The sequence below is a fragment of the Paenibacillus amylolyticus genome (genome assembly GCF_047302515.1).
Classification (GTDB): domain Bacteria; phylum Bacillota; class Bacilli; order Paenibacillales; family Paenibacillaceae; genus Paenibacillus; species Paenibacillus amylolyticus_G.
On record NZ_CP168019.1, the window covers coordinates 3,339,310 to 3,361,875 of the forward strand.

General features: G+C 46.9%; 20 protein-coding genes. 6 read left to right on the forward strand and 14 right to left on the reverse strand.

What is annotated here, in order from left to right; translation table 11 throughout:
* Positions 1–30: 30 nt before the first annotated feature.
* The 6 genes from ACDJ59_RS14220 to ACDJ59_RS14245 all read right to left on the reverse strand — a co-directional run bounded on the left by ACDJ59_RS14220 (position 31) and on the right by ACDJ59_RS14245 (position 8,508).
* Positions 31–2,106: a hypothetical protein gene (locus ACDJ59_RS14220; protein WP_413409552.1), complete on the reverse strand. Its 2,076-nt coding sequence runs from the start codon at positions 2,104–2,106 to the stop codon at positions 31–33.
* Between the two features lie 158 nt (positions 2,107–2,264).
* Positions 2,265–2,540, reverse strand: a complete 276-nt coding sequence (locus tag ACDJ59_RS14225) for a WXG100 family type VII secretion target (protein WP_017689071.1) — start codon at positions 2,538–2,540, stop codon at positions 2,265–2,267.
* Positions 2,541–2,726: 186 nt separating this feature from the next.
* On the reverse strand, positions 2,727–3,275 hold the full coding sequence (locus tag ACDJ59_RS14230; protein ID WP_017689072.1) for a WXG100 family type VII secretion target: 549 nt from the start codon (positions 3,273–3,275) through the stop codon (positions 2,727–2,729).
* A 6-nt stretch (positions 3,276–3,281) separates the two neighbouring features.
* A complete protein-coding gene (locus ACDJ59_RS14235) occupies positions 3,282–4,112 on the reverse strand; it encodes a hypothetical protein (protein ID WP_047842537.1) in 831 nt (276 codons plus the stop codon).
* A gap of 16 nt (positions 4,113–4,128) precedes the next feature.
* Positions 4,129–8,133, reverse strand: coding sequence for a type VII secretion protein EssC (gene essC / locus ACDJ59_RS14240; protein ID WP_413409554.1), 4,005 nt, complete (start codon positions 8,131–8,133; stop codon positions 4,129–4,131).
* Between the two features lie 54 nt (positions 8,134–8,187).
* Positions 8,188–8,508 carry a hypothetical protein gene (locus ACDJ59_RS14245; RefSeq protein WP_074094613.1) on the reverse strand — a complete coding sequence of 107 codons (321 nt, stop codon included), beginning with the start codon at positions 8,506–8,508 and terminating at the stop codon, positions 8,188–8,190.
* 421 nt (positions 8,509–8,929) lie between these two features.
* On the opposite strand from ACDJ59_RS14245, the gene ACDJ59_RS14250 reads away from it, so the two are divergent.
* Complete coding sequence (locus tag ACDJ59_RS14250; protein ID WP_074094612.1) at positions 8,930–9,169, forward strand: hypothetical protein; 240 nt, start codon at positions 8,930–8,932, stop codon at positions 9,167–9,169.
* 122 nt (positions 9,170–9,291) lie between these two features.
* Here the strand turns inward: ACDJ59_RS14250 and ACDJ59_RS14255 are convergent, their stop codons facing one another.
* From ACDJ59_RS14255 to ACDJ59_RS14280, 6 genes are all read right to left on the reverse strand, one after another.
* Entirely contained in the window at positions 9,292–9,444 is a 153-nt protein-coding gene (locus ACDJ59_RS14255) for a hypothetical protein (RefSeq protein ID WP_413409555.1), read from the reverse strand.
* 244 nt (positions 9,445–9,688) lie between these two features.
* A complete protein-coding gene (locus tag ACDJ59_RS14260; protein WP_413409556.1) occupies positions 9,689–11,164 on the reverse strand; it encodes an aldehyde dehydrogenase family protein in 1,476 nt (491 codons plus the stop codon).
* A 170-nt stretch (positions 11,165–11,334) separates the two neighbouring features.
* The gene (locus tag ACDJ59_RS14265; RefSeq protein WP_413409818.1) at positions 11,335–11,874 is read right to left on the reverse strand and encodes an N-acetyltransferase family protein; all 540 of its coding nucleotides are present in this window, start codon (positions 11,872–11,874) and stop codon (positions 11,335–11,337) included.
* Between the two features lie 162 nt (positions 11,875–12,036).
* The gene (locus tag ACDJ59_RS14270) at positions 12,037–12,375 is read right to left on the reverse strand and encodes a L,D-transpeptidase (protein ID WP_076318547.1); all 339 of its coding nucleotides are present in this window, start codon (positions 12,373–12,375) and stop codon (positions 12,037–12,039) included.
* Positions 12,376–12,431: 56 nt separating this feature from the next.
* Positions 12,432–13,541, reverse strand: coding sequence for a ribosome small subunit-dependent GTPase A (gene rsgA / locus ACDJ59_RS14275; protein WP_413409557.1), 1,110 nt, complete (start codon positions 13,539–13,541; stop codon positions 12,432–12,434).
* A gap of 448 nt (positions 13,542–13,989) precedes the next feature.
* The gene (locus ACDJ59_RS14280; RefSeq protein WP_339191614.1) at positions 13,990–14,583 is read right to left on the reverse strand and encodes a metalloregulator ArsR/SmtB family transcription factor; all 594 of its coding nucleotides are present in this window, start codon (positions 14,581–14,583) and stop codon (positions 13,990–13,992) included.
* A 178-nt stretch (positions 14,584–14,761) separates the two neighbouring features.
* Here ACDJ59_RS14280 and ACDJ59_RS14285 point away from each other — a divergent pair, with 178 nt between their 5' ends.
* From ACDJ59_RS14285 to ACDJ59_RS14295, 3 genes are all read left to right on the forward strand, one after another.
* Positions 14,762–15,760 carry a YpdA family putative bacillithiol disulfide reductase gene (locus ACDJ59_RS14285; RefSeq protein ID WP_413409558.1) on the forward strand — a complete coding sequence of 333 codons (999 nt, stop codon included), beginning with the start codon at positions 14,762–14,764 and terminating at the stop codon, positions 15,758–15,760.
* Positions 15,761–15,765: 5 nt separating this feature from the next.
* Positions 15,766–16,209: a DUF441 domain-containing protein gene (locus ACDJ59_RS14290; protein WP_036609212.1), complete on the forward strand. Its 444-nt coding sequence runs from the start codon at positions 15,766–15,768 to the stop codon at positions 16,207–16,209.
* 416 nt (positions 16,210–16,625) lie between these two features.
* Entirely contained in the window at positions 16,626–17,138 is a 513-nt protein-coding gene (locus ACDJ59_RS14295) for a hypothetical protein (protein WP_036609214.1), read from the forward strand.
* A 99-nt stretch (positions 17,139–17,237) separates the two neighbouring features.
* Here the strand turns inward: ACDJ59_RS14295 and ACDJ59_RS14300 are convergent, their stop codons facing one another.
* Positions 17,238–17,687: an NUDIX domain-containing protein gene (locus ACDJ59_RS14300; RefSeq protein ID WP_036609216.1), complete on the reverse strand. Its 450-nt coding sequence runs from the start codon at positions 17,685–17,687 to the stop codon at positions 17,238–17,240.
* A gap of 76 nt (positions 17,688–17,763) precedes the next feature.
* Complete coding sequence (locus tag ACDJ59_RS14305; protein ID WP_036609218.1) at positions 17,764–18,060, reverse strand: HesB/YadR/YfhF family protein; 297 nt, start codon at positions 18,058–18,060, stop codon at positions 17,764–17,766.
* Positions 18,061–18,545: 485 nt separating this feature from the next.
* Between ACDJ59_RS14305 and ACDJ59_RS14310 the strand changes: the two genes are divergently transcribed.
* Positions 18,546–20,291, forward strand: coding sequence for an ABC transporter ATP-binding protein (locus tag ACDJ59_RS14310; RefSeq protein WP_413409560.1), 1,746 nt, complete (start codon positions 18,546–18,548; stop codon positions 20,289–20,291).
* A gap of 12 nt (positions 20,292–20,303) precedes the next feature.
* Complete coding sequence (locus ACDJ59_RS14315) at positions 20,304–22,394, forward strand: ABC transporter ATP-binding protein (protein ID WP_413409562.1); 2,091 nt, start codon at positions 20,304–20,306, stop codon at positions 22,392–22,394.
* The last annotated feature ends 172 nt before the right edge of the window (positions 22,395–22,566 follow it).

A 22,566-nucleotide genomic window follows, 5' to 3' on the forward strand; every position in this document is an offset into this window, starting at 1 on the left:
GGGTGAGTCACCTCCATCATTCACATTAATTTATAAGTTAGGCAACGTATAGCTGTTGTTGCTCAGGAATTTGTTAATGGCACTCATTCGAGCGGCCACTTTGCCGACACCTTTGAAATAGGCAGCATCGGTATTATACAGATTTTTGAAATCACGGGCATACGATTCCGCGTTTTCAATTTTTCTGCCTTTTTGCGCGTTATACGTTTTATTGTAATGAGCAATCAACGTGACCACATTCTGGGCACGTTTTTTCTTCAGAGCTGCTTTCTGAGCGATCTCCTGCTGACGTTTAACTTCAGCTGCCGCTTTACGATCCGCTTCCTGTTTGGCAAGCTTGGCATCATTCTCTTTTTTCCAGACCAGATAAGCTTCATATTTTGCCTGTTTATCGTATTTTTCCTGCTCCGCTTTCTTCGCAGCTTCTTTCTTCTGTTGTTCCTGCTTCACCAGAAAGGCCTCATATTTTGCCTGTTTGTCGTACTTGGCCTGTAACGCCTTACGTTCTTCTTCTTTTTTCTTTGCTTCAGCTTCCTTCTGCTTGGCTTCAGCAAGCTTTTTCTTTTCCTCTGCGTCCAGTTTTGCAGCATCTGCGGCCTTTTGCTTCTCTTGCTCTTCCTGCTGTTTGAGCGCAGCTGCCTTTGCTGCTTCAGCCTCTTCCGCAGCTTTGATATCTGCCAGTCGTGTGGCTTCCTGCTGTTCTTTCTGCTTCACCTCTGCCTGATCGGCGAGTATTTTGACCGTTGGCACGCCACCTGCCAGCAATACAATAAGCACAGCGGAGGAAATCATGAACTTTTTGGATCTGTAGAATGGCACAGGTACGGGCTTGTCTGTGTCTTCTTTTGGATTAAGCCTTGCATCCAGTTCCTTAATTGCAGCCTCGACTTCCATCTGCATCGCGCTGTTATGAGGAATAAAATGATAAAGCGAGCGGTACACTTCCAGTGCTGCAGCCGGTTTATCTTCATCCTCCAGGGCTCTTGCTTGCAGGAACAGACGGTTCACAACCGCTTCCTGATCGGGAGAGTGCGGCGTTTGAGAACGGTTCCCGTCTTGCGTATTCACCGGTTCACTTACTGGTTCTGAGCTCTTTTTCAGATTCACATCAGCTTCGGACGAATTGGCAGCTTCTTCTTCCGCTGTCACAGCAGCCGCTGCATTGGCCTGATCCACGTCTATCGCAGCCAATGCAACATACCACTCACCAAACGTCGGACAACTGCTCAGATCGTGACTTTCCCAAGCTCGAATAAACAGATCGGACAGTTTGGAACCCCAACGCTTCTCAAGGGACTCCCGCATCGCATAATACCGTTCACTCACCGTTTGCATTTCATGCTGATCAAAATAACTTTCGCCCCACGCTTTCTCTACAATCACAGGGTCGGACCAGCTTAACATTTCAGCAATGATAACCGCTCCGGCAAATCGGTCAGCATATGAACTCCACAAACCGCTGTGCACTGTTCGATGAGCTGCATAACCGGGTGACCCGGCAAGCAGGGCATCCGGACGATCCATCTTGGAACCGTACATCTGCTCGACATCCACAAGTTCTACCGCAGACATCTTCCCCAGGTTCTCCACTTCGGAAAAAAACGGAATCATTACATTGGGAGCGGACATATCGCAATGAGCCAGTCCACGTTGTTCCATAGCCGAACCTGTTCCAGCAAGCGCTCTAGCCAGCTTCAGGCTCTCCTCAGCCGTCAACTGTCTCTGATCACTGATCACATCGAACCAGGTCTGACCTTGCACCCATGGCATCAACACCGCATATAACAGATCGGGATGTTTTCCAATGAGCGCTCCGTTTCTTTCCGGAGTGAGCACATCACGCTTGCATACCTGCAAACCTGGCAGTTCACTATAAGACTCCATATGCTCAGACTGATATACCATAGCCGGAATACGGAATTTAGGAAAAAATACTTTTAGTGCTTTAGCCCCATGAATGGAACCATTTCGGGGTAACAACTGATAAACAATCCCCTGCCTTCCGGCTTGGGCATAAGCCAGACCCGGCGCTGCCGGATGTTGCCCAATCGTATAGGCAATGTCGTTAATCACCACTTCATCCCCGGGATTTGGTTGAAAAGACATGCTTATCCCTCTCTCTGTCCTAGTGTCATAGTTGCAACAAAAACCGGGTGTTGTGAAAACGCCCGGTTTTTGCTGTAGTTGTACATCTTCAGCTTGCTATCCACCTATAATTCAGGACGAATTCAGACTTCACATCGGCCTGATCTATGTAAAGCAGATTAACGAGCTTGGTCAGCTGTACGGAATTTGTTAGCAATAGCTGTAAGTTCAGCGCTGATGCTGTTCAGCGTTTGAACGAATGATTGCATTTGTTTGCTAGCTTCTTGGAACTCTTGGAAGAAGCGTTGCTTTGTCATACCCTCCCATTGTCCTTCCATGCTTGTGATGGATTGAGTCAATGTAGATACGATTTGCTGACTTTGCTCACCGCTTTGTTTAAATTGGTTGGAAACCTGATCAAGCTGCTCTGGGGTAACTAAAATACGTCCTGCCATTGGTAAATTCCTCCTTGGTTTGTGCAATTAAATTTTTACTTGTTCAAATTGTACTATACCAGGATCGATCGGACAAAAGCCGAAGGACCTAATCCTATTTACCCCATTTTTAGCACTTGAAACTTCTCCTAACAGCCTATTTACAAAAAAAGATTCACTTTCTGCTGTTACTTTTATTCACCCTGTTCAGGAAACAACAGGCTCGGTCCCTCTTCTTCCCCGAAAGGAAGGATCTGTGAATCTCCATGCTACAGGCTCAGGCTGCATAGCCTGCACCAGTGTAGCCGGGGAGCCATCAGGCGGAGCGGCATCCTGTACACGATATACGGCCGCCATTGCGGAAAGGGGATCGGATACTACAGCTACAGTTGCAGAATGTGCAGGCATGATTTCTCCTGTACGATTGTTCTGAAGAACATTCAGCATATTGACCGCATTACCATAGGCTGTGTTCACATGACTCAGCACGGAACGATACTCCATGTCTGCCTGCTGGAATAACAACGCTTTGCGTCCCAGCTGTACGCTTAAGTCCATTAATCGACGCAGCGCATCCTCGCCCAGTCGTTTACTGTGATTCCATTCATTCATCACCGCTGCGCGGGATTCAACCTCCCACTCCAGCGAATGAATCGCCTGATCCAACACTGTCATCTTTTGCTGTATTTGCTCCGCTGCATACTGAATCTGCTTGCTCAGTGCCCGAAGCACATCCGGTTCCACACGAATGCGCATTTACCATCACCTTTCCTCTTCCCCTGCAGGCTGTTTAAGCCAGTCCAGCAGCATCTCGTGAAACTGTTCTCTAGTCGTTAGTGCTGCAACAAGCCAATCATCTGAAGCCGCAGTGCTCATCCGGAACAACCAGTTGGATACTGCACTTGCAGCAAATGCTGCCGACTGCGACTTCCACCCGTCTTCATTCCATACAAGCAACCTAAGCTCCCCGTCTGACTCCTTACCCACCAGACAGCGTGCCAGTGCAAGTGAGCCCTCAGGATCACTTGTCTCCTGTTCGAGTTCCGCTGCTACGGTCTGTACTCCGCTGTTTTCGAGCTCATTCATGACATCATAAAATTTTTTCTTGGAGCACATTAGGGCCGGTTTCTCCGCAGGAGAATGGCCGCTCCATTTCATCCGCTCTATCAGAACATCAATGGCTTCACGAACACTTCCCAGATCGCTGAGCCGGAACGAGTCCGGTACGTCGTCAACACGGGAAACTTCAACGACCCGCTCATCCGTGCAATGTATATAACTCTCATACGACTTGCCGTTGATCGTGTAGCGAATCCAACAAGCTCTGTCGGACAATCCGGCAATGGCTACCCTGGAGAAAACGGTCGGTGTCATGATCAGCTCATCGGTATCCTGATCCCGAATCAGATATCCTTTGTCAAGCAGGGAGGTTTTGACACGCTCCCACTCCATCGCGATATCCTCAGCCATATAGCCGCGAAACGGATCTTCCACACCAAGCAGTCGGTCTGAACCGAGAATACCAGCCAGGAAAAAAAGTTCCTTTGTTTGCAACGTGACTACCTTTTGCTTAGAATCATGAACCGTCAACATTATGAGCCACCTCCCCTCAAACTACAACATGCCATCGGTCACGAATTTCAGAAACCCAATCGGTCATTTTCCAGCTGTCATCACATGGAACTGCACCTTTAACCCTGGAATATTTACGTTTTACATAATAACCTTGACCCGGAGGCAGTACCTTCAGCCCACCTGAACTACCTCCAGATTCGGAATAAGGTATACGGAAGAACGAGAGATCGTTAGGGTCTAAAGTCCCGAACAGCATTCCACTCTGGGAAGCCTTCACATCCGTTACCCAGTCAGAACCAAAGGTTGGGAAGTCTGCCGGAACTCCGGATAGAATCACGTGTACATCGCGATCCCTTCCTTGACGAACAATCGCTCCCAATTGATCTTTTACATTAAAATCGTTTAACTGCTTGGACAAGGTATCCGCATCGTCGATGACGAGCACAAGTTCCGGTCCACCGGAAATCTCGCCTCTTTTCAGAACTTCATCGTACAACTGTTGAATGACAGGTGCAAGCTGTTCTTCTCGCGATACATGTCCACGGACATGGGGCAAACTGCTGATTTCCCCCAGCCCACCTGAGCCATAACGCATATCTACTGTGTATATTTGCACATCTTCCGGAGAAGCATGATAAGCCAGTGATAACATCCATGTCAATAAAAATGTCGTTTTGCCGCCTTCCATCGGACTCGTTACCATGAAATGCGGACCTTCACGCAGATTAAGCTCGAATGGTTCCAGATCATCCGTAAGCAGTCCCACAGGGACAGTTACAGACGATGTATCCCAAGCCTGACCATATGATCCTGTCCGAATGAGCAGATCCTTGAGTTGGATCTCTTCCGGAAGTGGAGCAATCTGCGGAGCTTCTTCTCCTGTCCAGCCTTGGCGAATCTCAGCAATCGTACGGCGCAGTGCCGATGAACGCTTGCCCTCATCTGCCCCGGAAGAAGGTAATGCCGCCTGGAACATTAACGGAGGCACTTGCCCTTTGACCAGACCTCTTCCTGGCGGAAGTTGGCTTGGCGCCTTGGAAGGTCTTCCCACGGCATAATAATAATCGCTTGGATCGGATAACTCAAATGAAACCGCATTGGGAATATTACTTCTGAATTTTTCAAATACATCTGTTACCCGATTGGCGGTGAGCACAAAGGTGATACCCAGACTTCCGCCTTCACGCAGGATCGTCTCCAGTAGTTCATTCTCTTCCGGATAGGCATTGCGGAATGAAAGATAACCATCAATAACGACCACAACCTGCGGGACAGCCGCATGAGCTGTCCGGCGGTAGGCCGAAATCGTTTTAACCCCCGCCTCCGAGATGATATCTTTACGTTGTGCTGACAGCTTAAGAATATAGCGGAATAACCGCTTGATCCGGTCTTCCTCTTCAGCCATCATCACGCCACCGATCTGAGGTAATGCTGCAAAGTCTTTCATCATACGGCCCATATCGATAATGTAACCATGCCAAGGTTCAGTTCTGTGGGAACGGGCCAGGGACATAAGCAAGGTCTGAACAAATGTTGTTTTTCCGAGTCCCGGCATGCCGTACACGACCAAATGGCCTTGATCCACAGGCAATGCGAGCGGTTGTTGGCGCTGATTAGGGAGATCATCCAGCAAACCAACCAGTGGTTTCAGACCACTTGCCCCGCCATCAAGCAGCAGATCCCGATTCTCTTCTTCCTGCCATTCCTGAAGACCTTCCCATTCCAGTGTCTCTGGTAAAGGTGGCAACCATGGTCCTGGCAAACGTCGGATACCCGCATCCGCTGCAGACTGCGCAACATAATCAATAAATACCTGAAGCTGTTTCGGAACATCTTCACCTTTGAGAACGGCTCTGCGCTCTCCAGTTAACAGAGGCTCCCGCTTACCGTTCAGGCGCACCTCCATAACAGGCAATACCGTTGTTGAATCCTCCTGCTGGTTATAAGGTGCACCACTCCAGGCGAATTGCATTTCTTCAAACACTTCATCACTACCAACCTGGAAATATCCGCGACCAGGCTTTGTAATCCAGGCAGCATTTGGAATCTTGATCATGTCCCTGCTGTCTCCCTCACTTTGTACGCGAAGGCAGATCCGGAAGCGCGAATTACTCCATATTTTATCGTCTACAACACCGGCTGGCTTTTGGGTTGCCAGAATTAGATGAACCCCAAGTGTCCGGCCAATGGCCGCGATACTGATCAATTCATCCATGAACTCCGGCTGGTCCCGCTTCAATTGCGCAAACTCGTCAATGATAATAACCAAATGTGGAAGTGGCTGTTCATGTCTGGAACGCAGAATCTTGTAATATTCATCAATATGCTGGAGGTTTCCCGCATCATTTAATATTTTTTGCCTTCTGACCAGTTCGGCACGAAGTGAAATATTCGCCCGCTCGATCAGATTCCCATCCAGATTGGTGATTGTCCCTACCACATGAGGCAGATCAACAAATGTATTGGACATCCCGCCACCTTTATAGTCAATCAGCATGAAGGCCAGATCATGTGGATGGAATTCAGCAGCGAGTGAAGCTACGATGGACTGGATGACTTCACTTTTACCTGAACCGGTTGTACCTGCAATCAGACCATGGGGACCATGACCCTGACGTTCAATTTTGTCATGCAGGTTTATCGCAATTTTTTTGCCGCCAGCGCGTACACCCATTGGTACGGGCAGCGTATCAGGATATCTCGTCTGCCCCCACCTGGACACCACATCCAGATCTTCCACGCGTGATGTGCTCAGCATATCGAATAACGGAAGCACTTGCGGGATATCTGAAGCAGATGACCGCTTTAAGCGGATCGGTGACATATAACGGGAAAGCGCCTCTGTCATCTCCTTCGAGATCACATCAGGCTTGTACGTTTGTTGAATAACATCTGCATCTTCCGTTTTTTTGATATACACCCCTTTGCCTTTGGAGGCATCCATAATCAACTGACAATGCATCGGTAGAGACTCTTTGCGATTAGCCAGTATGATGGTGCATACATCAATCTCGTGAGCCGACTCCAGCAGCAGCGGAAGCAACGGTTCTTCTTCAATTAATTGCGTATCGGAGAGAATTACAACGTAACATGGCGTTTGTACGCTTTTCTTGTAGCGGTCTTCCTTATTGCTACGACGCCGGTTCAACACGGAAAACAAGCTGTCCGCCAATTGATGCGCACCGCTGTGCCTGTCGGCCATATAGCGTTGTCCTTGGTCTTCATCCCAGATATGGGGCATCCAGCGAAGCCAGTCCCATTCCTTGCTGTCCTTTTCTTCATAGAAAGCAGCAAGCTTCAGTTCATCCGGGGAATGGCGTACCGTCAGTTGTGAGATGATGACTCGCAGGGAAGTAAGCACTTCCTCCCGATCACCCACAAGTCCCATAACCTTCGATTGGAACAAAGGCAATGTAATGGAAGCATCCGGTACCGTCTGGAATTCAGCCGCAAGTTCATGGGCCGCTTCAATCAGCTCATCCTTCTCATAACCATCAATCCGCGGAACCTGAAGTTTGATGCGGAATGGAATCTCTCCCGTACCAATGCGCACCTGAAGGAAATCATCATCCTCTGGTGAACGCTCCCACAAGGAACTGTTCCGGTTCTTCACCACTTGAAGACACACACCCGGATCACCATGAATTTCGTACAGGCTCTTCACTTGCTCCGCCTGAGCTTCTTTCAGTTCTTCCCTGTGTTTGTCCAGTTGGGCAAGATACATTATTTTTCGTTCTTCCAATTTTTTGCGATATGATTTCTTGTTGCTCAGATACACGAAGAATGGAATGGTGTAAGAAGTAAGCATCATCATGACCGTCATCATCTGAAACATCATATAACTGCTGTTATTCATTTTGCCGGTCATATTGATATATACGTAGAAACCAATACTGACCATGGTCATCATGATCGGCACAATAATGGATATCATGGAAAACGTGGGTTTGCTCGGTTCTGTTGGAGGCCTGAGTATTTCGAGTCTCTCTTCCTTGAGAACCGGTGTCATTCTTGGAGAACGCTGATATAACACATTCACGAAGAGAAGACCTCCTTTAGTTCGTTCAATAATGAATGTATACGTTCAAAAGCCCTATTCGTTGCTGTCCTGCTGAAACAATGAACGTCTTCCATATACAGGCGCTTCTTCCGAAGTTGTTGAAAAAGCCCGCTGGACACGTACGCAACTGCCTTGTCGCAACCCTGTTTCCATTAACTGCTGTGCGTTCTGCGGAGAGAACCACAGACCTTCCGGAAACTTGGCTTCAAGGATGTACTGAATGCCGTCGCCCGGTGCCTGTCCAAAAATGCGAACGCCGAGTAATGTCTTCAAATGTTCAATGGTACATTCGTCCGGAACATCGATGTCGAACCATTCTCCTTCCTCGCGGCCGGAATACACGGTTAGAATCATCCGAATCCCTCCCATGGTCTCATATGTAAATTGTCCTAATGTCAGATTAAATCAAAAAAAAGAGAATGAATCGTTAATCAACCCTATTTTCTTACATAAACACCCTGTTTGCAATGTACCACATGTAATTTTGTTACATATGACCCACGTATATATTAAAATATCGTACATTCGACTCAGAACTTTTGTGGCAGTTATGCAATTTAATATTGCGAGGATACGAAAATTATCGTTTTTTGTTCCATTTAAATGGTAATTAAGTTACGTTTTCCAGGACTTTTATTCCTTCGCTCACAATTGAATTGTGAACACTTTTCAAACATTACCCACCTTTATGTTTTCATAAGCTGATTTTAAGGTAATTTTAAGCATTGGAATTTAATATTAGCTGTATGAAATAACAACCGTGAGGTGATTTCAAGTGAGAACCCTAATAACCTTTCAAAACAAATCAATCCCTGTATATTTTAATCAAGAAAACAAACAACCTATGCAGAAGACATTAAGATTGCTTAGCAGTGCTCTTGAGCATAAAATTAGCAACGGTAAACGCGCCATTCAAAAATGTCTGCATTCTTTAATTAGTATTGAGATTGTTAATGGAGAAGCCATTCTCCACAGTCGAAGTGAAAACGACTCCCTTGCTTTATCGTTATATTAAAAGGAGTCAACCAAGACACATTCATTACAAGACATGAAAAAGGAAGCTGTCGTCATAGACAAGCTTCCTTTTTTGAGTTGTATACACGTTAACAGCGGATAGCAATTATTATCAGCCATCGCTCAGTGCAGTTTGCTCAGGACATAGACGGCATCATGTTCTTCCGCAATCTCGGCTTTACGAATACGAATGACAAACAGCCGAACCAAATTGGCACGTGTATGTTCTTCCTGACAGGTATTCAGTTTCCTCAGAATAAAGCGGTCAATGGACATGAATTTAAGCCCCTTTGCCATTGGATTTACGGATCTATTCTTCCGTGTATCCATAAATAACCAGATAGCGTCAGCCCCAAACAGCTTTTCCACTCTTATCTTAAGCCGTATTTTCCCGAGGTGTAATATTGTGCAAAAAGCCCGTCCCACCAAGCTGGAGACGGACTTTCGCATGATTTGTCGATCTTTTTATAACCCACTCTAATCATTCATAAATGCCCCTGCTTGTTCACCCTTTTTCGACTTATTTCACTCCCGGATATTCCCGATATTGGTGCTGAATGCTGATCCAACGAGTACGTGTAAACTTCTCAATCGCCCAATCCCCACCGAAACGTCCAATCCCTGAAGCTTTTTCACCGCCAAACATCACATGCGCTTCATCGTTCACAGACTGATCATTTACATGCACCATACCCGATTCAATGCGCTGGGCAACCTGATATCCTCGATTCAGATCTTTGGTGAATACGGAACCACTAAGTCCATAAGGAGTATCATTCGCCAAACGTACAGCTTCCTGCTCATCATGAGCCTTCATGATCACTGCCACCGGGCCAAACAATTCCTGCTGCACGATATCCTGTTCAGGTTTAACATCGGCAAGTACAGTAGGAGACAGCACACTGCCTTTACTGGTCCCCCCGAGCAATAATCGTGCACCTTCGGCCTTGGTTTTGTTCACAAGCTCCTGTAATCGTTCTACCTCTTTTTCCCGAATGAGAGGACCCACGAGTGTGTTAGCATCCGCTGGATCACCTGCCTGGACATTCTTCGTTTTGGCAACAAATGATTCGACGAATTGGTCGTAAATATCGGCATGCACAATGATACGATTCAGCGCCATGCAGATCTGTCCCTGATGCAGAAACTTGCCAAAGACCGCCGCTTCGGCAGCACTTTCAATGTCCGCATCTTCCAGCACAACCATGGCGTTGTTGCCACCTAATTCCAGTGCCGTTTCTTTTAAATGTTCACCCGCCAGTTTACCGATCCCTTGTCCAACTTCTGTGGAACCCGTGAATGAAATTACTTTGGGAACCGGATGAGCGACAAAGTAATCCCCGATCTCGCTGCCACTTCCGGCAACGACATTCAGCACGCCCTCAGGCAGACCAGCCTGTTCGAACAAATCGGCAATAAGCCAACCTGCCGTAATCGGAGTGTCTGATGCTGGTTTAATCACCACACCATTACCAAGGGCAATCGCTGGAGCTACAGATCGAAGGCATAGATGCAAAGGGAAGTTCCATGGCCCGATAACACCAATCACTCCCTTTGGCTCACGAACCACACGGTTCTCTTTGCCAGGTGTGTTGGACGGGATGATCTCACCCTTCATGCGATAAGGAAAAGATGCTGCTTCATCCACAATCCGTTTAGCCGCTGCAAACTCCGCCTCCGATTTGATTCGGGTACTCCCGGACTCCGTGATCAGCAGCTGAATAATCTCCTCTTTCCGCTCTGCCATCAGGGATGAAACTTTACGCAATACCTCTTCTTTCGCAGCGGGCAAAGACTTCGCCCATTCAATCGAATTTTTCTGAGCTGACTCATAAGCCTTATCTATGTCTTTCTTATTGGAAGAGCGCCATGTGGCAATAACTTCTCCCGAATAAGGATTGATATTCTCCATTGTTTTCTCACCGGAGCCATTTACCCAGCTGCCATTAATATATTGTTTCGTCCATGTTGTATGTTCAGTGTCCATTAAAGTCATGTGAATACGCCTCCTGATCAAGATTAAATGTCACACCTGCACAACGGTGTAATACATCATTAACCTTGTTCAGAATTACGCAAACGTGAAGACCTGAATTAGCTCTTCCATTCTTTAAGCTTAAGGGAAACAATACAACCCCCACTATTCTCTCAGCATCTGGACGTCTTTCAACAGTCGGGCAGGCTCTTCTCTCCAAAGAGGCTCAAGTCCTCCCATCCGTAGCCAACTTCCATCAGATCTTGACCACCAATGCGGAGGGACTGTGTCTGGACTGGAGTGCCTCCCATCTTTTCATAGAAGCGACAAGCTGAATTACGCTCCAAAGCCCATATGATCAAACGTTTCATATTGTGGGTCTGCAGATGATGAACGACATGTGTCGCGAGTTGCTGACCTATCCCCGTTTGTTGCACTTCCTTCAGCAAATATATAGCATACAACTCTCCATCATAAGGTAATTTGCCTTCACGCTCCTTACCCCCACAAGCAAATCCGACAATGTTCCCATCATCCTGTTCAGCTACCACCAGGATCTGATCCTTTTCGCCAGAACGAATGGTCTTCTCCCACTGGGACAATCTTGATTCTATAGTCAAATGATCCAAAAAATCGTCAGGCACAATTCCCCGATACGTTGTTTTCCAACTCTCCGTATGTACATGAGCTATCCCCTGCGCATCCCCTTCACGCGCCTGCCTGATCAGCATAGTTATCACTCACTTTCTCTCGTAACTTCCGTAGATTTACCATATTATATGTTCTTCTTTCTATAATTCCAAACTCATCCACTTCAGTCCTGATGCCGCTAGGCATGATTCGTAATCAAAAGTGGACTTTTTGAACTACCTCTTATAAAGTAAAATCCGGCGCTACGGCCGGATCGTTACCCTAGTGCCTACAGATACCTTGGAAGACAGATCCAGTACATCCGAGTTGTACATGCGTATACAACCATGGGAGACGGATTTACCAATAGACCAAGGCTCATTGGTTCCGTGTATGCCATAATGGGGAGCAGACAGCCCCATCCACAACACGCCAAATGGCCCACCTGGATTGGATTGTTTGTTAATAATAGTGAACTCCCCATTTGGAGTCTGCGTGAGCATCTTGCCGGTGGCCACAGGATAGCCCTTAATCACCTGATTGCCGTCCAGAAGATATAACATGTGATCAGACAGATCTACAATAATCCTGTAATCTGGCATAATGACATCCCTCCTGACCTATCTTATGCAAGATACCGGATGATGCCCGCCTGATTTCAGGCTTCCTCCCACTCTTTCACACTACGGGAGTGCTTGGGTTTGCGACTATTGGCCGGTTTGCTGGAAGCGGTACGCCTTCTGGATGCCACTTCTTCCTTGCGTTGCTGATATTGCAATTCCTTCTGCATTTTCAGATAATTATTCAGTCTTTTTTCATCCAATGAACCATTCTGTATGGCCTCTTTCACTGCACATCCAGCTTCCCGTGTATGACTGCAATCCAGAAATCTGCACGTGGCCGCAAGTTCTTCAATTTCTCCAAAAGCATGCGACAGCCCATCATTGCCCTCATCCCAGAGATTAAGCTCGCGCATTCCTGGAGTATCGATCAATACGGCTCCCTGTGGAAGTACAAACATCTCCCGGTGTGTTGTCGTATGTCTCCCACGGCTGTCTCCCTCGCGGACGGATTGTGTAAGCTGCACATCCTCACCCATCATCCAGTTCACCAGCGTAGACTTGCCACTGCCAGAAGATCCCGTGAGCGCAACAGTCAGCCCTGGCTGCAAGTATCGTTCCAGTAAGGATTTACCTTGACCCTCCACTGCAGATATTGCAAGCACTTCAACGCCTGAAGCAATTCCCTCTACACTTCGGATCTGTTCTTCCACATTGTTGCACAGATCACTTTTGCTCAAGATAATGACTGGCCTTACGCCACCATTCCAAGCCATCATCACGTACCTTTCGAGTCGTCTAAGGTTGAAATCATGATTAAGTGCTGCCACGATCAACAGTGTATCTACGTTTGCGGCGATTAATTGTTCCTTGGTCACTGGACCTGCCGCCTGTCTCGATACCCTGCTCCGACGGGGCACCAGATTGTGAATAATTGCTTCTTCACCTGCCTGACCTGTAATTGCCACCCAATCTCCAACCGCTGGTACCAAGCTGGTCTCCAGACTATCATGACGCATTCGGCCCGAAATTCTTCCCCAGCATTCGCCCTCTTCTGTAATCAAACGTTGCAGATGTCCATGGTCTGCGATAATTCTGGCTGGCTTTTTCTCCTGCTCTTCCATCCCTGTCTCTTGCCACAGTTCCTGCCACTTTGCTGACCAGCCGTACTTCTCAATATGGTTATCTAAAATAAAAATTCCTCCCAAAATAAGTTGTTTACTTCGTTCAAGCCGAGTGAACAATCATCTCCGGTTCAGATCAAAACAAAAAACCACGAGTAGAAATACACCCGTGGCAATAAGTAGTTAGCCGAATCAAAGATGATCCCTTCTTGTAGATCTACCGGATAGAATACTTAACCCTCCGATATAAACAATTCAGGAATACCCTTTTATCGGCAAACAAAAAAGCCACGGGTGCGTCACCCGTGGCTTCATCTGAGCATGTCATACTTCACGTTACAATGGATACTACTATCCAGCTAACGCAAAATTACATGCTTTGATCCGTTCCGGAGACGCTGTTCATATTCAAATTAACGTATACTGCATTTAAATTTGTCATAAACAATCGCCTCCCTTGTAGAATTATCCATTATGTTACACACTGAGCTTAACAGTTGTCAAGCCCAAACTTTTTTTACCACCAGCTACTCTATTTAACCTGATCCCAGCGTGTCCACATTTCCTTCGGATTCAATTCGTAGATCTCCTCTTCCCGATACATGAACTGATGCATGATAAATTCCCGCCGAATCGTGGCAAAGTCTTCATGGTATTGCTTTATAAATGTATTGATTTCTTTTTCCGTATACTTCCGACCAAATTCAAGCTGCTCGACCAGATGACCAAGTACAATCAGTTTTTTCTTGTATTGAGCCGGAATCTGACGCAGTCGTCCATCTTTGGAGAAAAAATTCCTCATGACCGACGCTTTCAATGTTTCGTTCACATCACTCATATCCTCAACCTCCTCTCGATTAAAGATAAAATCAACCGAAGCCTGTGCATTCTCGCGGATAAACGAAGGATTGAGTGTGAAATACACTGTATTTTTCTCCCGTCGTTCCTTAATCAGCGCCGCCTCTCTCAGCTTGGATGCATGATGTGTCACGGTTGGCTGTGACAGATTCAGCCGCTCGGCAAGTGCCTGTCCGTGCAGTTCACCCTGTGCCAACAACAGCAGCATGCGAAGCCGGGTCGGGTCAGCCAACGCTTTATGATAAGCCACAATTTTCTCCAGCTGCATCATCGTTCATCTCGCTTTCAATTAGATATAAATCTAATTTGATATTAGTCTTTTCTTCTCTGCACGTCAACTCCTTTGCTTTCAAGTAAGCTTGTCTAATTAAACTCCACGCTTGAACTGGCATTGGCTCGTTATTTACGGTAGGATTATATTGCTTGAAATAAGGAGGATTAAGAACATGGAAGATGTCATTATTATCGGCGGAGGCCCATGCGGTCTGTCTGCTGCCATTGAATGTGAGCGGCTGGGACTGTCCGCTGTGATTGTTGAGAAATACAATATCGTTCAATCTATTTATCTGTATCCAACCCATATGCAGTTTTTCAGCACAGCCCCGCTGCTTGAGATCGGAAACGTTCCGTTCAGCACACCTAATGATAAACCGTTTCGTTATGAAGCACTTGCCTATTATCGCAGGGTAGCCGAACATTTTGGTCTGCGTGTTCATAACTATGAGGAAGCCCGTGAAATTAAACGCAAGGATGATGGTACGTTTGAGGTACATACGCTCAATCGCCGCGGGGAAGCCATCGTACATGTTGGAAGCAATGTAGTTGTAGCTACCGGTTATTTTGACCATCCTAACTATCTGGGCATCCCTGGAGAAGATAAAGATAAGGTAACCCACTACTTCCGGGAAGCCCACCCGTATACCCGTACACGTGTCGCCATTATTGGCGGAAGCAACTCAGCCGTGGATGCGGCCATGGAACTGGTTCGGGTCGGAGCACATATTGATATGGTTTATCGCGGCAGTGGTCTGTCCCAGCATATTAAACCATGGGTACGCCCGCTATTCGAGAGCATGGTGACAAAAGGTCATATCACACTCCACCTGGAATCACGCGTGAATGAAATACTCGATGATTCGATTCGTCTGATACACACGGATGGTTCCACTCGGGAACTGGATAATGACTTCGTACTGGCAATGACCGGTTTCCGACCAGATCGTCAACTACTCACGTCGGTAGGTGTGGAGATGTCTGATGATATGGATAAACCTCTATATGATGCACAAACGATGGAAAGCAGCGTACCTGGTGTATATGTAGGCGGAGTCATCGCTTCGGGTCGTAATGCCAATGAAGTCTTTATTGAATCCGGGCGCTGGCATGGACGTTACATTGCGGAACATATCGTTAGCAAACAACGTGGACAGACTGAAGGGAAATGAAAACAATGGATATGACTTCCCTGCTGTTGCTCGTATTTGCGGCTCTCGGGATTATCAGCAGCAACACACCTGTGACCGTAGCGATGGTATTTCTGTTGTTGCTACGAGTCCTGAACCTGAATCAGGCATTTCCATGGCTTGAAAAATACGGACTTACACTGGGCATTATCATTCTGACCATTGGCGTGATGGCACCTCTTGCCAGTGGAAAGATGAGTCTGCAGACGATCGGTGAGTCTTTCCTGCACTGGAAATCACTGCTCGCCATTGGCGTAGGATTACTGGTGGCATATCTCGGAGGACGTGGCGCTACGCTGATGGGTACACAGCCAACTGTCGTTGCAGGGCTGTTAATTGGAACGGTACTTGGGGTTGCCCTATTCAAGGGTGTACCTGTGGGTCCATTGATTGCGGCGGGAATTTTATCATTGCTGCTGGGCAAATCCTGATTCAAGTTGTGAAGGTTGTGACCTGACATGCTATGCAGATTGGCTGTATTTCCCACCGTTGTGTGATATACTTCTATTCATGCAAATCATGTACACGAGTCTACAACAGAATAATCCACATTAGAGGTTGTTCAAAAAGTCCGCTTTTGATTACGAAGGATGCCTAGAGGCATCCTCAGCATCGAATATGGAATTCAGCCGAAATAAGCGGGAGGCTTACGAAGTATGTTTCCGTAGGAAACATTTTGGTTGCTCACGTAGTTTTCCCTACGCTCCGCTACTCCATTTCTAGCTTCATCCCATCTTCTCGGTACTGAAAACCGTCCTATTTGAACACGTACTATTATGGTTATGCTGTTGCATAAACGTATAGATTCACTTTGCAACTATTAATGGCGCAGGAGGATTCAGGAACCATGTCACGTCAGTTTATTACAGAAGCCGTGATGGTGGCCATTTACGGTCAATTATTAGCGCCGCCCGCGCCTGTAGAATATATTGTTCCTTATACCACCATCCTTGAGCTATATGAATTCCAGACCAGTCCTGATCCCATGATGGATAACCCCGCAGATGATCAGCATGTGAAATCCAAAATCAATGAAATGATTTCTTATTTCGAGGAACCGCTGAATAAGAAAAAAATAGAGCGTGCGTTACTTGTTCCATGGGCCAAAAGCCCCTCCATTTTATTTGGTGACCAAGTATCCATTGCCATTATCAATGCAATAGATACGGCACAGTACGGGGAGTATTTCGATCCCATTGAGACCGAACTGCTGCTGACATCTCAGCGCCTGAGTATCCCGATTCTCACCGATCAGGTTGAACTGATTGCACGCATAATTGAGTCTGAATCACCTGTACAGGTATTTGATATTGATGATTTTGATTTTGCAATGGATGATGAACCACTGGATCAGGTGTAATTCATGCTCTGTGCACTTGAATCGGATTTTTTTAAAAAAATGACCTTGGCATCCACTGTATCGTGCATGCCAAGGTCATTTTTTGCGTCAACACTTATTTTATTCTGCAATATCCCGCGCTAACAGGATTCGGCTAATCTGATTCAGAGGTGGTAACGACTCCAAAGCAAAAAACTTCAGACCTGCATCACTATTTACACGCGACTCCACAAGGTCATCCTGAATGATCACTGTCCGGAACAGGGCAATGACATAATACTCTTCATCTCCGCTTGAATGCAAATACCGAAGGTCAGGCCCCGAATAGAGACCTTCAAGTGTCATGGTATCAGCAGTCCAACCTGTCTCTTCCCATAACTCCCGATGTGCAGCATCTTCAATAGCCTCACCCGGGCGCATCTCACCTGCTGGCAACCGCCAGTGACCATGTTCAGCATGCTGAATCAGCAGTAATTCACCTTGTTCGTTCTCAGCCCGCACCGCCGCTTTTACAACAATATGAGAGCGTTTTGCGATATACTGGGCCAAATCTCGTGGTGGCAGATTCACTGCTTATCCCCTCCTCCTACTCGGAAGCCGGTGGCGACCTGTAATCCATCTATTGCTTAGCAGAATACTTCAAGGATTAGACTTCGGTATAACGGTATTCGATATCTTGACCTTCATCAACGATATCCACATGCAGTTGGTGCCCTTTCAGATACCAATAATCGTGATCTTCCATAAAGAATTGGATCCCCGACACTTCGGTTTGATCCGCAGGATGTCTTGGTTTCTCCACAGCAATACCTAGGGAAAATCCAGGGTGAAGACCTCCGCCAGAGCTATAACGTGCAAAAAATCGAATGCTGTCTCCCTCGTTCAAATTCAGCTCTTCCTTGTACCAGCGAGCAGCTTGATCGGATACATGTATGGTACTCATTTGGTGTCAGCTCCTTCTGTATATATATGTTCCATCATATCTCGACAGGGACTTGAATACAAACCCGAGTGACCACATAAAGACAAAATAAGTTGTGAAAAATGTTTGACAGATTGTAAAAGCCGGTGTTAAGATGCAAACATACGAGGTCTACATTGTATTTATTTCCAAAAAAAGAAAGGGTGATTACGGTGTTTAACAAACATATGATAGGTCAATTCAGCACACAACTAAATACCGGAGCACACCCGAAATCATTATTCCGTTCATAAGTCGGCATGACAGGCGATCTTTCATTAGAACCTCTGTGATGTATACTCACAATCGAACTTATATATGGTGACGGCTCTGTTCTCTGAGCCATGCTGCCGTATGATTATATGAAGACATACCGCCTGCGTGCGGTATGTCTTTTTTTGTGGGTACATTTCGGCATTCATGAACGGAATTTGCATTTCTCGGACATCGAAAGGAAGGGATAACACTTGTTCTCTGTACTTAAAAACCTGGCCTGGTTCTTCCGGCTGGAACGCAAACGATACCTAACCGGTGTCATTTTGCTTATTCTGGTGGGCATTGCCGAACTGCTGCCTCCTCGTCTTCTTGGTAATGCCATCGACGAGATTGTGCGCGGTTCCATTACCGGCACCTCACTTACGCGTTATATTTTGCTAATTCTAGGAACGGTCATCATTATCTATCTGGTTACATACGTTTGGATGCACAAACTGTTTGGTGGTGCCAACCTGGTGGAGCGGCTGCTTCGTTCACGCTTTATGGACCACTTGTTACGGATGACTCCTCCCTTTTTTGAGAAAAACAGAACAGGAGATCTGATGGCTCGGGCCACCAATGATCTTCGTTCCATTGCCACTACAGCAGGCTTCGGCATGCTGACCTTAACAGACTCTACAGCCTTTCTGGCCACCGTATTGTTCGCCATGGGTTTCCTGGTTAGTTGGAAACTGACCTTGGCGGCAATCCTGCCATTACCTTTTATCGCCATTGCCATGATGATCTATGGTAAAGCTGTACATCAACGTTACACCCTGGCACAGGATGCATTTGGAGATATGAATGACCAGGTGCTGGAATCCATCGCCGGGATTCGTGTCGTGCGTGCTTATGTGCAGGAACGTCTGGACGAGAAACGGTTCGCCGACGTGACAGAAGATGTGTATCGCAAAAACCTGGCTGTTGCCAGAATGGATGCGCTATTCGAACCCACCATCCGCCTCTTCGTTGGACTCAGTTATGTGATTGCACTTGCCTACGGCATATATCTTGTATTCCATAATGAAATTACCCTGGGGGATCTCGTATCGTTTAACATGTACCTGGGGATGATGATCTGGCCCATGTTTGCCATCGGCGAATTAATTAACCTGATGCAACGTGGTAGCGCTTCGCTTGATCGGGTCAACGAGACTTTATCGGTAGTACCTGCCGTACAAGATGTGGAGCAACCTGCTCACGTTACGAATCCGGAAGAAATTGCGATGCAGGATGTTACATTCCGCTACCCAAGTTCCACTGTCGACAATCTAAGTCACATCAGCTTTTCGCTGCGACGGGGTCAAACATTGGGTGTTGTGGGCCGTACAGGTAGCGGTAAGTCTACTTTGCTCAAACAACTGCTTCATGAATACCCTGCCGGTTCGGGTACATTAAGCATCTCGGGTCATCCGATTCAGGATATCGCCAAAGATGACTTGCACAGCTGGATTGGGTACGTACCACAGGAACAAGTTCTGTTCTCCAAATCAGTTCGTCAGAACATTCAATTCGGTAAACCTGGGGCCAGTGATGAATTCATCATGGAAGCCATTCGTACCGCCGCTTTTGACGGGGATCTGGGAACCTTATCCGATGGACTGGATACACTCGTTGGTGAAAAGGGAATCTCTCTGTCCGGTGGACAGAAACAGCGGGTATCGCTGGCGCGTGCCTTTATTGCTAATCCTGATATTCTTATCCTCGATGATGCCTTATCTGCGGTCGATGCACGTACTGAAGCCAAGATCATTGAAAATATACGCAACAAACGCTCGGGCAAAACCACGCTGATCTCGACTCATCGCCTGTCTGCTATTGAACATGCTGACCGAATCATCGTACTGGAGCACGGGAAAATTACGGAAGAAGGCACTCACCAGGAACTGTTAGCCATGAACGGCTGGTACCGTGAACAGTATGAACGGCAACAGGTCGAGTCCAATCTGTCCACGTAGGAGGTCAATTCATTGAAGTCTAATACAGGCAAAAGGCTGCTTGATTACGCCTTGAAAGCCAAAGGAACATTTATCGCTGCATTAATTATGCTTACCATTGGTGTTGCGGCCGAGCTTGCCGGGCCGTTCATCGCCAAATCCATGATCGACAATCACTTGCTCGCGATTGAGCAGCCTTTCTATGAGACGACAGCTTCAGATGAAGCCGCGGTCTACAACGGTAAGAATTACAAACGCGAAGGCTTGTTCGAACCGGATGAAAACAAAGGTTCCGAAGTGCGGGTATTACAAGCCGGCAGAAGTTTTTATTTTGTAAACGAACCGGTAAGCGCACCTGACGGGGACCGCACATATGCGGATGGAACCCTCACGGTTACACGCGCAGGTGAGGTAACAGGCCAATATGCGGCAACACCCCTGTCCGCTGGTGAACTGTTTGCTTTTTACAAACCGGAGATGCCCAGCATCTATCAATTAATTGTGTATTACATGATCTTCCTCGTGATCTCGGTCATTATGGAGTTTGGTAAAACATTCTGGCTGCAATCCTCGGCCAACAAGGTCATTCAAAGACTGCGTAACGATGTGTATGCCCATATTCAGCGACTGCCGGTGCACTTTTTTGATAACCTGCCCGCAGGTAAAGTTGTATCTCGGGTCACAAACGATACAGAAGCCGTCAAGGATCTGTTCGTTGCCGTTCTTTCGAACTTTTTCTCAGGAATCATCACGATTACAGGTGTGTATGTCGCACTTTTCCTGCTTGATGTTCGCCTGGGTCTTATCTCATTATTCGTTGTGCCGATGCTCATTACATGGATTGTGCTCTATCGTAAATTCGCCACTCGCTACAACACGATCATTCGATCCCGACTGAGTGAAATCAATGCAATCATTAACGAGTCCATTCAGGGGATGTCCATTATCCGCGTATTCCGCCATCAGAAACAAACCAAACAGGAATTCGAAGATCTGAATGATGACTATATGAAACACCAGAACAAAATGCTGAACCTGAATGCCTTCACCTCACACAACCTGGTTAACGTATTACGGAATATCGCCTTTGCGGTGGTCCTGTGGTACTTCGGTTCCAGTGTGCTGGATGGCACAAGTATTATCTCATTAGGTGTTCTGTATGCCTTTGTTGATGTTCTGGGTCGCTTGTTCCAGCCAATCACCGGTATGGTGAATCAACTCGCCAACCTGGACTCCTCCCTCGTATCCGCTGGTCGCGTCTTTGAGCTGATGGATGAAAAGGGAGAAGCTGTAACCGATGGCTCTATGCCAAGATACAAAGGGAATGTTGTCTTCGATGATGTATCCTTTGCCTATAAAAAAGATTACGTGCTTAACAATATCTCATTCAAAGCATCCCAAGGTCAGACGGTCGCTCTGGTCGGTCACACCGGTTCAGGTAAAAGCTCAATCATCAACCTGCTATTCCGGTTCTATGATCCGCAAAAAGGCAAGATCACGATTGACGGTCAGAACGTCAAAGATCTGCCTAAACAGTGGATTCGCGAGCATATGGGGATTGTATTGCAGGACCCGTATCTGTTCACAGGCACCATTGCTTCCAACGTCAGTCTCGGCGATGAGAAGATCTCCCGTGAACGAATTGAACAGGCGCTGCGTGATGTAGGCGCTGAACGTATCCTAGCTCATTTGCCTCAAGGCTTTGACGAACCTGTCATCGAAAAAGGAAGCACATTGTCTGCTGGACAGCGTCAGTTGATCTCCTTTGCTCGGGCACTGGCGTTTGATCCGGCCATCCTCATTCTGGATGAAGCGACTGCCAATATTGATACGGAAACGGAAGCATTGATTCAGAATGCACTCGAAGTCCTCAAAAAAGGACGTACCACCTTCATCATTGCTCACCGTCTCTCCACTATTCGTTCGGCAGATCAGATTCTGGTTCTGCATCGTGGGCGTATCGTTGAGCAAGGTGCACATGATGAACTGATGGAGCTTAAAGGCCGCTATTATAAAATGTATCAGCTTCAGCAAGGTGCGCAAGCAGCAGCGAGTGCAACCAGCGAGAATCCGTCAGGTGAGATCATTCCAACCTCAACCTCCTTTGCCGGAGGCAATGCATAACAGAGTAAAACAGATAGCTCTTTAAGTAACCAATCAAAATGATGTACTCGACGGCAAAACAAAAACCGATCTACACGGCTACCTCAGGGTTTGCGGTGTAGATCGGTTTTTTGTATTTTTATCTGGAGGCATGTTCTGTTAATGTTTATTTCGTCCAGACAAAAAACAATCC

What these genes read in the sequence shown, in the direction of transcription:
- ACDJ59_RS14255 (WP_413409555.1), bottom strand. Translation starts at nt 9,444, where the DNA reads ATGTCCATTGACCGCTTTATTCTGAGGAAACTGAATACCTGTCAGGAA.
- ACDJ59_RS14295 (WP_036609214.1), top strand. Translation starts at nt 16,626, where the DNA reads ATGTCACGTCAGTTTATTACAGAAGCCGTGATGGTGGCCATTTACGGT.
- ACDJ59_RS14305 (WP_036609218.1), bottom strand. Translation starts at nt 18,060, where the DNA reads ATGAGTACCATACATGTATCCGATCAAGCTGCTCGCTGGTACAAGGAA.
- ACDJ59_RS14280 (WP_339191614.1), bottom strand. Translation starts at nt 14,583, where the DNA reads ATGCAGCTGGAGAAAATTGTGGCTTATCATAAAGCGTTGGCTGACCCG.
- ACDJ59_RS14260 (WP_413409556.1), bottom strand. Translation starts at nt 11,164, where the DNA reads ATGACTTTAATGGACACTGAACATACAACATGGACGAAACAATATATT.
- ACDJ59_RS14225 (WP_017689071.1), bottom strand. Translation starts at nt 2,540, where the DNA reads ATGGCAGGACGTATTTTAGTTACCCCAGAGCAGCTTGATCAGGTTTCC.
- ACDJ59_RS14245 (WP_074094613.1), bottom strand. Translation starts at nt 8,508, where the DNA reads ATGATTCTAACCGTGTATTCCGGCCGCGAGGAAGGAGAATGGTTCGAC.
- ACDJ59_RS14230 (WP_017689072.1), bottom strand. Translation starts at nt 3,275, where the DNA reads ATGCGCATTCGTGTGGAACCGGATGTGCTTCGGGCACTGAGCAAGCAG.
- ACDJ59_RS14290 (WP_036609212.1), top strand. Translation starts at nt 15,766, where the DNA reads ATGGATATGACTTCCCTGCTGTTGCTCGTATTTGCGGCTCTCGGGATT.
- ACDJ59_RS14265 (WP_413409818.1), bottom strand. Translation starts at nt 11,874, where the DNA reads ATGCTGATCAGGCAGGCGCGTGAAGGGGATGCGCAGGGGATAGCTCAT.
- ACDJ59_RS14285 (WP_413409558.1), top strand. Translation starts at nt 14,762, where the DNA reads ATGGAAGATGTCATTATTATCGGCGGAGGCCCATGCGGTCTGTCTGCT.
- ACDJ59_RS14220 (WP_413409552.1), bottom strand. Translation starts at nt 2,106, where the DNA reads ATGTCTTTTCAACCAAATCCCGGGGATGAAGTGGTGATTAACGACATT.
- ACDJ59_RS14270 (WP_076318547.1), bottom strand. Translation starts at nt 12,375, where the DNA reads ATGCCAGATTACAGGATTATTGTAGATCTGTCTGATCACATGTTATAT.
- ACDJ59_RS14235 (WP_047842537.1), bottom strand. Translation starts at nt 4,112, where the DNA reads ATGTTGACGGTTCATGATTCTAAGCAAAAGGTAGTCACGTTGCAAACA.